This is a genomic window from Bacillus cereus group sp. N31 (assembly GCF_016483245.1).
In the GTDB taxonomy this organism is placed as follows: Bacteria; Bacillota; Bacilli; order Bacillales; family Bacillaceae_G; genus Bacillus_A; species Bacillus_A toyonensis.
The window spans coordinates 35,819-47,448 of sequence record NZ_JAEHCH010000028.1; the positions used below are offsets into that span (position 1 = coordinate 35,819).

Genomic DNA, 11,630 nt, shown 5'->3' on the forward strand with positions numbered 1-11,630 from the left:
CAGTATTTTCAATTGGATAACGGAATATATATTGATTGTATGTCCGTTTCCATTTAATAGGAAGGTGATTATAGATTTGTGCCGAATGTAGAGGATACTACAAGAGTTTTCCATTATCTATCTTATAGTTTAAAAGTCATGATTACGGGCAGGGGAATTTGGCGTGTTTGATTCTATCAGAAAGTAAAGTATGGGGAGGATCACAATGTCGATGAAAAAACGTAAGTGGCTAAAAACAATGTTTACTGGTTGTGTTTTAGGTTCGTTATTAATAACGGCAGCTTGTTCAGGAAAGAAAACAAGTACAGAGGATGAAAAAACGATTAAGGTAGGGGTTCTTGCATCATTAACAGGTCCATTAGAATCGTATGGAAAGCAAACAGTGAACGGATTTGAATTAGGGTTAGACTATGCAACTGGTGGAACAGGGAAAGTGGAAGGGAAAAAAATTAAGTTTGTAGTAGAAGATACGGAAACGAAAGCCGATGTAGCGGTAAAGAAAGCTACGAAATTATTAGAAGAAGAGAAAGTTGATTTCTTAGTCGGATCGTCTAGTTCAAGTGATACGTTAGCGGTTTTACCACTTGCTGAAGAATATGAAAAAATTATGGTTGTAGAACCGGCAGTTGCTGATAGTATTACCGGGAAGAACTGGAATAAATATATTTTTAGAACTGGAAGAAGTTCCTCACAAGATGCGATTGCAGGAGCAGCAGCAATTGCGAAAAAAGATGTAAAGATTGCGACGTTTGCTCCAGATAACGCTTTTGGTCGTGAAGGGATTGCGGCATTTAAAGCGGGTGCGAAAAAATTAGGAGCAAACATTGTAAACGAGCAATACGCTGACACGAATTCAACAGATTTTACGGCAAATATTCAAAATATCATTAGCTCAAAACCAGATTACTTATTTATCGTTTGGGCAGGGGCAAATTCACCTTGGAAACAGTTGAAAGATATGAATGTGGAAGCGCAAGGTATTAAAGTCTCTACTGGTGCACCGGATATACCAGCATTAAAAACGATGGATGCGTTAGTAGGAATGCAAGGTTTTTCTGTTTATTATCATGCACTTCCAAAAAATAAGGTGAATGAATGGTTAGTTGAAGAACATAAAAAAAGATTTAATGGTGCAGTACCAGATTTATTTACAGCAGGAGGAATGTCAGCGGCAATTTCCATTGTGGAAGCATTAAAGAAAACAAATGGTGATACAGATGTAAATACATTGATTAAGAAAATGGAAGGAATGGAATTTGATACACCGAAAGGAAAGATGAAATTTAGAGAGAAAGACCACCAAGCGATGCAGACGCTATATTCTATCACGTTGAAAAAGCAAGATGGTGTTGATTATCCGGTACCAGTGTTAGAGCGAGAATTAACGATGAAAGAGACAGAACCACCCGTTCAAAATAAATAGACTGAATTTTCTGTTGTTTTTGTATAAAGAGGGGATACCCTCTTTATACGTATTTCTTTCATACTGAAAGCTTTAAAGGGAGGGATTTCGTGACACATTTGTTAGAGACGAAAAATCTTTGTGTATCTTTTGGTGACCATCATGTTATTAAAGATGTTAATTTAACGGTACAAAAGGGAAAGCTCATTTCAATTATTGGACCGAACGGTGCCGGCAAGACAACGTTATTTAACTTACTAAGTGGACAAATTTCTCCGACGAAAGGTGAAGTGTATTTTAAAGGAAAAAAGATTACAAAATTATCGATTTCAGACCGAACAAGATTAGGAATCGGGCGCTCTTTTCAGCTTACAAATATATTCCCAGAGTTAACGGTACTTGAAAATGTACGTTTAAGTGTTCAATCATTCGTGCAAGATTATTACAGTTTTTTCCCGAATGTAGCTAAGTTAAAGCAGCAAACTGGAGAGGCGAGACGTCTTTTAAAAACAGTGCTACTTCATGAGAAAGAGGGGGTATTAGCAAAAGATTTAGCTCACGGGGAAAAAAGAAAGTTAGAGCTTGCTATGTTATTAGCATTAAAGACAGATGTATTACTGCTTGATGAGCCAACTGCGGGTATTTCAGTTGAGGAAGTTCCGGCTATTTTACAAGTGATTGAAAATATTAAAAAACATCCAGAGAGCACAATCGTACTCATCGAACACAAAATGGATATGGTACTAGGTTTGTCGGACCATCTTATCGTTTTATTTCATGGCGAGTTATTAGCGGAAGGGTTACCAGAAGAAATGATGAAAGATGAGCGTGTACAAAGTGCTTATTTAGGGGGATTATATAGTGGCTCTATTACAAGTGAATAATATAGAGACGTATTTAGATCAGTTTCATATTTTACAAGGGGTATCACTCACTGTTGAGAAAGGGACGATTACTGTACTGTTTGGAAGAAACGGGGCGGGAAAAACAACAACGTTGCGATCGGTTATGGGATTTCATCGGATAGCAAATGGTGAGATTTATTATGATAGTACGCAAGTCAATGGATTATCTACACATTTAATTTCAAGAAAAGGAATAGGCTATGTACCAGAAAATCAAGGGATTTTTCATGATTTAACAGTAGAAGAGACGTTCGCACTTGCGAGTGGAAAAGGAGAAGAAGTTGACGAGAAAATAGATTGGATGCTCGAGCTATTTCCTGATTTAAAGCAGTTTTGGAATAAGAAAAGTGGGCTTTTAAGCGGAGGACAAAAACAAATGTTGGCTATTTCAAGAGCGTTTATTAATAGTGATGGACTATTGCTTATTGACGAGCCAAGTAAGGGGCTATCACCAATTATGATAGAAAAATTAATGGTAGCAATTTTGAAAATGAAGGAGAAAACGACTGTTTTACTTGTTGAACAAAACTTTATGATGGCTAGTCAAATCGGTGATTATTTTTACATTATGGATAATGGGCGTATTGTGCATAAAGGTTTTATGAATGAACTGCGAGAGGATAAAGAAACATGTCATAAATATTTAGGTATTTCTTAACATTGATACGGGGGGATAGAACGTGGATGTGTTAATTAACTTATTTGTAAACGGCGTTTCAACCGGGATGCTTATTTTTTTATTAGCATCAGGTCTTTCACTTATTTTCGGCCTAATGAGCGTTTTAAACTTTGCACATGGTGGTTTATTTGCATGGGGAGCTTTTACAGGCGTTTGGTTATTTAATATGACAGGTAGTTATGTGTTAGCGTTAGTTGGAGCGGTTGCTATGGGAATGTTGCTTGGTTTTATTTTAGAACGATTTCTTATTAGGCCAGTGTATGGAAACCATGTTCGCCAGCTACTCGTTACACTCGGAGGAATGCTCGTTCTTAGTGAGTGTATAAAAATATTTTGGGGACCGAATCCAATTAGTGCAAAGTTACCGATATGGTTACAAGGTAGCTATACATTTGGAGGGGTTATATTAATAAAATACCGGTTGTTCGTTATTTTAGTTGGGATACTAATTTACATTGCTCTACTATTACTACTCAAAAAAACAAAGATAGGTCTTATGATCCGCGCTGGTGTAATGGATAAGGAGATGGTTCAAGCACTCGGCATTAACGTGAAAGCTATATTTTCGTTCGTCTTTCTATTAGGAGCAGGAATGGCAGCGTTAGGTGGATTCTTATTTGCACCATATTCAGGCGTTGTTTTCGCCGAAATGGGTATGCAATATGCAATTTTAGCTTTCATTGTAGTAATAATTGGAGGGTTAGGTAGCGTCCAAGGTTCAGCTATCGCTTCTTTAATTGTCGGATTAGCCGGAGCTTTTACAGCATATTTCATGCCAGATTTATCACTTGCAATCAATATGTTAATGTTACTGTTTTTCTTAATAGTGAAGCCAACTGGACTTGTTGGTGAAAAGGGGTGAAATGGTGAACAACACATCGAATCGAATTAAAGTATACTTCGGAGTATTTATGCTCATTTGTTTAAGTGTATTTCCGTTCGTAAATGATTCACGGAGCTTGTTAATTTTGTTCACTCAAATCTTCATCTTTGCTATTTTTGCAATGAGTTTTGATATATTGCTTGGTTATACAGGAATTGTATCGTTCGGCCACTGTATGTTCTTTGGAATAGGAGCATATGGGGTAGCACTTTTATTCGATCGGCAAGGTGTATCAATAACAAACTTTTTCATAGGTATAATAGCGGCAATTATCGTTTCAGCAATCGTTAGTTATATAATCGGCTTGCTTTCTTTACGGTTGAAAAGTCATTTTTATGCAATGTTAACGCTCGCTATTTCACAGTTGTTTTTCGTACTTGCTGAAAAATGGCGTGGGCTAACTCACGGAGGAGATGGATTTACATTTGGAGTACCAGAAATATTCCGTGATCGTTTTACATTTTATTATGTAACGTTTATATGTTTAATCAATATTTTCATTTTGCTACGTCTTTTCACAAAATCTTCAATTGGGAAAGTATTAAAGGCAATTTCACAAAATGAACAAAGAGTTGAAGCACTTGGTTATAAAGTTCTTCATTATAAAATTATCGCAAGTGTAGTGGCAGGAATAGTTGCAGCGATTAGCGGTGGTCTATTCGTCATCACATTACGCTTTGTAAATACGACTGTATTTTCAATTGAAATGACGTTAAATGCATTATTGATGACAATGATTGGAGGGGGTGGAACGTTAATCGGAGCCATTGCAGGAGCTGGTATCATTGAATCACTAAAATATTATTTATCAGAATTAGCGACGGAGTATCCGATTTTTGAAAGATGGACGATTATTCTAGGGTTATTGTATATAATCGTGTTACTAGTTTTTCCGAAAGGATTAGTTGGAACGGTTAAGCAGTTGAAGAGTGTTAAAAGGAGTAAGAAGGAGAAAAGCGCAGGTGTGGAGCAGAACGTGTGAAAAATCAATTGTATATAAAAAAAATCCCTCTTTTATATACGTTCAAGAGGGGTTTTTATTTTGAAAAAAGTTTGTAAACAAAGTCATTCTATTACTCAAATAGTTCATCAGGGGTATGCTTAATAAAGTTTCGATTCGTAAAAAAATGAACAGCTAATTTCTCTATTGGAACATTTTCAATTGTTACTAACTTATCATTTTTAATCGGTAAAAAAGCTATCCCATTTCCCTCAACGATAAATTCTTCCATAAGCGAATAAGAATCTAACTGTTGAAGTTGGCGCTGAGATAGATTGTTTTCTTTTAAAAATTGTATTGTCTTATTTCTAAAAGGGCACTTCTTGTCATTACTAACGAAGAAAAGTTCTTTTGAATAGTCAATGGTACACTTTTCTTTCGCTTTTAATAAACCTACAGAAATTGAAGTGGTGAATACTTTTTTAAACGCTGCGTCAGGATAATCCTCATAAGTTATGACCATATCAACTTTTTGTTGCTGTAACAGTGTTTGTAAGTGGCTACTACTTTCAATGTATAGTTGGTAACTCCTAAAATTTTCTTTAATGCGCATACTTAAATAATTTGTCAAAATAGATTGTGATGTCGCAATTACATAAGAAGAACCACTCGTTTTAATTTCATTTTTTGCTTCTTCTAACAGAGTTAATATTCTATTCGTGTAGTCTAATAAAATGTCACCAGAAGGTAACAATGAAACACCTTTGTTATCTCTATGTAGTAATGGTGTTTCTAACTCTTGTTCTAATTTTTTTATTCGCTCCGTTATATTCGGTTGCACATAACCTAGCTCTTTAGCAGCTTTACTAATAGAGCCTTCATTCGCTACAGTTTTAAATATGATAAGATCATTTATTTCCATTCATTTCAGCCCCTTATACGGTATCATTATAAATGATACCAAACATAATTTATACCTATTTTACGTTAGTTAGCCATCGGTTTATCATTATGTATATAAGATTGAAAGTGAGTGATAAACATGATTGGAATGCAATATAAGGTTATTTTGCCAAAGGATTATGATATAAGGATTATTAGAGAAAGGGTAAAAAAGAATGGTCATAAAACAGATGGTTTTCAAGAGTTGAATTTTAAGGCCTATTTAATTACTGAGGCAGGTAAGGACGGGAATTTCTATAATTGCTATGCACCTTTATATATTTGGAATGGTCATGAAGGGATGAACAAATTTATCTTTGAAGGGTATTACGATAATATTTTACAATCGTTCGGGTGGCAACAAATAAATATAGGTGTTCCATTCGTTGTTAATGTAAGTAATGACTTTAGAAAAAGTAGATATGTTGTTGAATATGTAGGGAGTATTTCTCAAATGGATTCATTGATTGGGGCTCAATTTAATATTTCGAATCAGAATGTCCAGAATACAGAAAATTGTATAGGGAATGTAATAGTCTATAACCCAGATAAGTGGGGATATAGTCATTTTGATTTTTATGAAGAAAAGCCTGAAATTGAAGCAATGAAGGATATTACAATATATGAAGTTCTACACATTTCACAGTAGATGTGGAATTGAAATATAGATTAATTATTTATAAAAAATCCATTTTGATTCAAGTAAAAAGGTTCAAAATGGATTTTTCTTGGTTATCTTATGTATACTCAAAACAAATTACTGCTTTTCTTAATTCTTTATTAAAGAATAAGTATATACGATCTGCACCATAAGCTTGAAAATAATATCCTGTAACAAATCCAACATACGTAAATGGATGACCATATTCATCTTTTGGCACATATAGAAGATTAGTATAGTCAAAAATTTCGTCTTCGTTAACGCAGTCTTCTAATAATTCTTTACCTTCTTCTGTCATAAAACGTACATCATTTAGGATACCATTTATCTCGGGATAATTTAATCCCCAGCCATTTGTTTGTTTTTTAGCAAACTCTTGTTCTAATATTTCTACAGATGTAAATTCTTTTCCAAAGCTAGAATAAGGATAAATTTTTTGGTTACGTTGAAAATATTCTTTACGGATTTGATAATTTTTTTCATTACTCTCGTAGGCTTGTTCTATCACATCAGAATTCCTTTGTTCGATTTCGAAATAATTCCAATCTGCTTCGAATTTATACTTCCCATCAATGACATCGAAGCCTAACGTATCTGCTTTTGTAAAATTTGTGTGAAATGGTTTGGTGAAATCACCAACGCACCCATCATGGATTTCTTTTGCTGACACAATATGTAACCATTCGTTCGATTCAGGTTCAATACATTGCAAGTTTATAGAGCAAATGGGTAAAAAGTGTTTTTTATGCAGTTCCAAATTATCATAAAATACTTCTTCATATGCAGGAAACGTTTTTATAAATTGTTTAGAAATATGCATGTTCAGCCCACCTTAATACGAGTGTTTTGTTTAATTTTATCATTTTATTTGAATTTTTTCTTATTTAAAATTTTATGATACTCATAGTTATGATAAGAAAGAGTTCGTAAGTAAGGTAGATATCTTATTTTTGAGATTTTATCATATGCCGAACAGACGAGAGATGAAGTAATACTTCATACTTATACACCGCTTTACTACATTCGACAAACAACGACAATATACTGTTCATTCATCTGTTATTATAGTATATAGTTTTTGGGAATCTGTATCATTTTCACATTGGGGGAAGGGAATATATGTTTAAAAAAATCGGGACAGTCACTTTAGCAGGAGCATTAGCTTTCAGTTTATCGGCATGTGATGAGAAGAAAGAAGCAGCTAAAACCGTATCAAATAATACTAAGGAAGAACAAGGTAGTGCAAAAAAAGAAAATACGAAGAATGAAGATACAAGGGAATATAGTGTTGAAAAAACAACTCAAATTAGAGATCAAAAATTAACAGTCCATAAGGTACAAATAGCACAAGTGGCAGAGTATGATAAGTTGGAAAAAGGTAATGAGTTTGTTATTGTTCATGTCACAGTAGAGAATATTGGTAATCAAAAAGTTAGAATTAATCCATTAGATTTTTACCTTGAAAGAGGCGATGGAAGTATTGTCGACCATACATTTTCAACTAGTAATAAAAATATTTTTAAAATTAAAGATGTAGATCCAAATGGTAAGTTAACAGGAGCGATAACATTTGAAGCGAAAAAAGGGGATTCAAATCTTCAATTAATTTATAGACCTGATGTTATGTCTAAAGAGGAAGTAAAAGTGGAACTTAAATAATTTATCCCGTAAAAGCCCTATTGGTGTAAACAAGGGTCTCTTATGCAAACCTATACAAGTTTTACTTGAAGATGGTAATCTTGAATGAATTTACGGTACGATAAAAGAAAATAATAGGTTAGATGGTGTGAATTTCAAACATACCGTTTTGGAAAACAAAAATAAATGCATGATAAGGATTAGGCGTTGGAGCTTAATCCTTTTTTTATGGAGATGTAGAGAATGGTAAGTAGACCTAATAGTACATGAGTAATACCTTTGGTTAAGTTCAAGTAAGTTGAGTTATATAAAAAAATGTAATTATCACTTGCATTAACATCACTTGCGTAGTAAAGTGACAATAAGATAAACGCCAGGAAGTGATAAAACATGCGTGATAATACGATAGGATCGTTAATATGGTTACGTTTAATACGATTTACGAATCAAAGTAATCAAATGTCAAACGAATTTTTAAAACGGTTTGATTTAACGACAGCCCAATTTGATGTCCTTTTGCAAATACGGACATACCAGCCGTTGACACAAATGGAGTTAGCTGAAAAGGTTACTGTTACGCAAGGCGGTATTTCTCGAATGTTAACTCGTCTTGAAAAAGAAGGATATATTGTACGAAAGCAAGATTGGAAAACGAAAACCATTAGTCTTACAGAGCAAGGGGAAGCAGCTTTAGAAAAAGCATTGCCAGAGCAACTTGCATTTCAATCATCATTTTTTGATGATGTATTGAACGAGGAAGAACAGAAAATACTATACGAGTTAATGACAAAAGTTCATAAGCATAGTGAAAAAAAAGAATTACCGCAAGAGTAATTTTTTTTACAGAATCAATTGACTAATCAAGTGATAAAAGGAGGAAGCTTTATGTATACAATTCCAGGACACCACCACATTTCTATGGTAACAAAAAATGCGAAAACGAATAATGATTTTTATCGAGATGTTTTAGGACTACGACGAGTGAAAAAGACAGTCAATCAAGATAATCCTTTTATGTATCATTTGTTTTACGGGGATTTGACAGGTAGTGCAGGGACTGAACTATCATTTTTTGAAATGCCGAATGTTGGGAGAACAATTCATGGTACGAATGCGATAACACAAATAGGATTACTCGTACCTTCAATAGAGAGCCTTACATTTTGGCAGGAGCGTTTTAAATCACTTCAAGTGACACATGGAGAAATTACAATATATGCCAAGCGAGATGCACTGCATTTTGAAGATCCAGACGGTCTCCGCTTAGTACTGTTAAATAATAACGGTGAAGAAGTACCAGAATATTGGACTGCATGGAATGAATCTTCTGTAAAGCAAAATCATCGTATTTTAGGCATGGGTACAGTTGAAATGACTGTAAGGGACTTAAATAAATTATCAAAAACGTTAACAGATTTGTTTGGGTATAAAGAAGTATCTCTCTCTGAGGGTGAAGGGATATATCAATCTGTCCTAGGTCAGTCTTTCGGAGAAATTTTAGTGAAAGAGCAAGAGGGAGAAAATGAAAGACCTGGAAAGGGAAGTATTCATCATGTAGCAATTCGTGTGAAAAATGATGAAGAGCTAAACTATTGGAATGAAGCAGTGAAAGAAAAAGGTTTTGAAACGACGGGGATTATTGATCGTTTTTACTTTAAAAGTGTATATTTCCGTGAACCCAATGGGATTTTATTTGAAATTGCGACTGACGGACCAGGTTTTACTATAGATTCAGCAGTTGAAGAATTAGGAAAAGAACTTGATTTACCACCATTTTTAGAAGAGAGAAGACAAGAGATAGAAGAGAAGTTAACACCACTTGATTAAGGGAGAGAGCAACTATGGAAAAATACCGTATGGATACAAGTAAAGGAATTGAGTTTGGATTATATTCAATTGGGGATCATATTTTAAATCCACATAATGGAGAGAAAATTACTCCAGAGAAAAGAATTCATGAACTAATTGAAACAGCTAAGATAGCAGATGAAGCCGGGCTTGATGTGTTTGCTGTCGGTGAAAGCCATCAAACGCATTTTACAACGCAAGCACATACAGTTATTTTAGGAGCTATTGCGCAAGCAACGAAAAATATAAAAATTGCAAGTTCAGCAACGATATTAAGTACATCAGATCCAGTTCGAGTATATGAAGACTTTGCAACAATTGATTTAATTTCTAATGGCCGTGCTGAAATCGTAGCTGGTCGAGGATCTCGTATTGGAGGATATAGTTTACTTGGTTATGATGTAAATGATTATGAAGAGCTATTTGAGGAGAAGATGGATCTTTTATTAAAGATTAATAAAGAGGAACATGTCACATGGAATGGGCAGTTCAGAGCACCACTTGAGCACGCTTCGATTATTCCAAGAGCTAAAAATAATAACTTACCAATTTGGCGTGCTGTAGGTGGTCCGCCAGCAAGTGCGATTAAAGCAGGACGCGCAGGTGTTCCAATGATGATAACAACACTTGGCGGACCAGCTATTAATTTTAAAGTTTCAGTAGATGCTTATCGTGAGGCGGCTGCGCAAAATGGATTTGATCCAGCGAGTTTACCGATTGCAACAACGAGTTTATTCTATACAGCAGAAAATTCACAAGATGCGCTTAGTGAATATTATCCCCATATTAATGCTGGAATGATTGCATTGCGTGGTGGTGGGTATCCGAAGCAACAATTTACAAATGCGTTAGATTACCGTGATGCGTTAATGATTGGTAGCCCGCAGCAAATCATTGAAAAAATGCTTTATCAATATGAATTGTTCGGACAGCAACGTTTTATGGCACAAATTGATTTCGGCGGTGTACCATTTAATAAAATTGAGAAAAACATTGAATTAATTGCTACTGAAATTTTACCAGCTGTTAGAAAACATACAGCGAAATAATTTAAAAATACCGAGAATCCAATGGATTCTCGGTATTTTTTTCTGTATTTATCTCGCTATTAGCGGGAAGTAAAAATCCCACCTCAAAATTAGGCTGAAGCAAAGAGGTTACATCGTCCATAAACGCTTGATTGGCGAGGGCTAATAATCAGTGGGGGATGAACAAATCCCCCGCTGATTAAAGTTTCACTTTATTTCGTTTGAAAAAATGACAAAGAAATGAATTTTTAGTTTAGAGAGAAGAGTCTTATTTTCTATTTTTGAATAGCAAAATGATAGGATTGAATTTAGGAAATGCATTTTTCTCTTGACAAAAATCTAGCGTTTTTTCTGGTTAGTTTCAAGGACATTTTTTGGAATAAAAGTCAAGTGTACAAAGAGGGATGGGGATACTTTTATTGATAAAAGAGTAAGTCTTACATTCGAAGAATGCATTTTAATAACGTGAAAAATATAATTCAAAAAAATACCAAAAGACATATTTCAGACAAAATGATGTCAATAATACGTCAAAAATCATCTGAATTTATTATGTAAGTATATTATACAATTCGATTAACGAATCAAAACACTACAGAAATAGTGAAAAGGTAAAAAATAGCATTGCAATAGTTTGAAAAACTGAAATTTTGCATTTTTCGACAATACATACAAGATGTTTTTGTCTTTTCGCATTTCTTAAT

Annotated in this window: 12 protein-coding genes; 10 read left to right on the plus strand and 2 right to left on the minus strand. The window is 34.3% G+C overall.

Annotated elements, in window-relative coordinates; all coding sequences use genetic code 11:
* Positions 1–205: 205 nt before the first annotated feature.
* The 5 genes from JDS81_RS25245 to JDS81_RS25265 all read left to right on the plus strand — a co-directional run bounded on the left by JDS81_RS25245 (position 206) and on the right by JDS81_RS25265 (position 4,851).
* Complete coding sequence (locus tag JDS81_RS25245) at positions 206–1,423, plus strand: substrate-binding domain-containing protein (protein WP_097953320.1); 1,218 nt, start codon at positions 206–208, stop codon at positions 1,421–1,423.
* 89 nt (positions 1,424–1,512) lie between these two features.
* Entirely contained in the window at positions 1,513–2,286 is a 774-nt protein-coding gene (locus JDS81_RS25250) for an ABC transporter ATP-binding protein (protein WP_097953321.1), read from the plus strand.
* Complete coding sequence (locus JDS81_RS25255; RefSeq protein ID WP_001196710.1) at positions 2,264–2,965, plus strand: branched-chain amino acid ABC transporter ATP-binding protein; 702 nt, start codon at positions 2,264–2,266, stop codon at positions 2,963–2,965. The genes JDS81_RS25250 and JDS81_RS25255 overlap by 23 nt, the downstream gene beginning before the upstream one ends.
* A gap of 22 nt (positions 2,966–2,987) precedes the next feature.
* A complete protein-coding gene (locus JDS81_RS25260; protein ID WP_000382809.1) occupies positions 2,988–3,848 on the plus strand; it encodes a branched-chain amino acid ABC transporter permease in 861 nt (286 codons plus the stop codon).
* Positions 3,849–3,897: 49 nt separating this feature from the next.
* Positions 3,898–4,851, plus strand: coding sequence for a branched-chain amino acid ABC transporter permease (locus tag JDS81_RS25265; protein ID WP_142311479.1), 954 nt, complete (start codon positions 3,898–3,900; stop codon positions 4,849–4,851).
* A 91-nt stretch (positions 4,852–4,942) separates the two neighbouring features.
* On the opposite strand, the gene JDS81_RS25270 is transcribed toward JDS81_RS25265, so the two are convergent.
* The gene (locus JDS81_RS25270; protein ID WP_000404971.1) at positions 4,943–5,731 is read right to left on the minus strand and encodes a LysR family transcriptional regulator; all 789 of its coding nucleotides are present in this window, start codon (positions 5,729–5,731) and stop codon (positions 4,943–4,945) included.
* Between the two features lie 120 nt (positions 5,732–5,851).
* Between JDS81_RS25270 and JDS81_RS25275 the strand changes: the two genes are divergently transcribed.
* The gene (locus JDS81_RS25275) at positions 5,852–6,400 is read left to right on the plus strand and encodes a DUF4865 family protein (protein ID WP_000579878.1); all 549 of its coding nucleotides are present in this window, start codon (positions 5,852–5,854) and stop codon (positions 6,398–6,400) included.
* An 88-nt stretch (positions 6,401–6,488) separates the two neighbouring features.
* Here the strand turns inward: JDS81_RS25275 and JDS81_RS25280 are convergent, their stop codons facing one another.
* On the minus strand, positions 6,489–7,232 hold the full coding sequence (locus JDS81_RS25280; protein WP_097953323.1) for a siderophore biosynthesis protein: 744 nt from the start codon (positions 7,230–7,232) through the stop codon (positions 6,489–6,491).
* Positions 7,233–7,531: 299 nt separating this feature from the next.
* On the opposite strand from JDS81_RS25280, the gene JDS81_RS25285 reads away from it, so the two are divergent.
* The 4 genes from JDS81_RS25285 (at position 7,532) to JDS81_RS25300 (ending at position 10,947) form a co-directional block, all read left to right on the plus strand.
* Positions 7,532–8,071, plus strand: coding sequence for a DUF4352 domain-containing protein (locus JDS81_RS25285; RefSeq protein WP_087950183.1), 540 nt, complete (start codon positions 7,532–7,534; stop codon positions 8,069–8,071).
* A 369-nt stretch (positions 8,072–8,440) separates the two neighbouring features.
* Positions 8,441–8,884, plus strand: a complete 444-nt coding sequence (locus tag JDS81_RS25290) for a MarR family winged helix-turn-helix transcriptional regulator (protein WP_001205517.1) — start codon at positions 8,441–8,443, stop codon at positions 8,882–8,884.
* Positions 8,885–8,935: 51 nt separating this feature from the next.
* Positions 8,936–9,877 carry a ring-cleaving dioxygenase gene (locus JDS81_RS25295; protein WP_097953324.1) on the plus strand — a complete coding sequence of 314 codons (942 nt, stop codon included), beginning with the start codon at positions 8,936–8,938 and terminating at the stop codon, positions 9,875–9,877.
* A gap of 14 nt (positions 9,878–9,891) precedes the next feature.
* Entirely contained in the window at positions 9,892–10,947 is a 1,056-nt protein-coding gene (locus tag JDS81_RS25300) for an LLM class flavin-dependent oxidoreductase (RefSeq protein ID WP_097953325.1), read from the plus strand.
* Positions 10,948–11,630 lie beyond the last annotated feature (683 nt).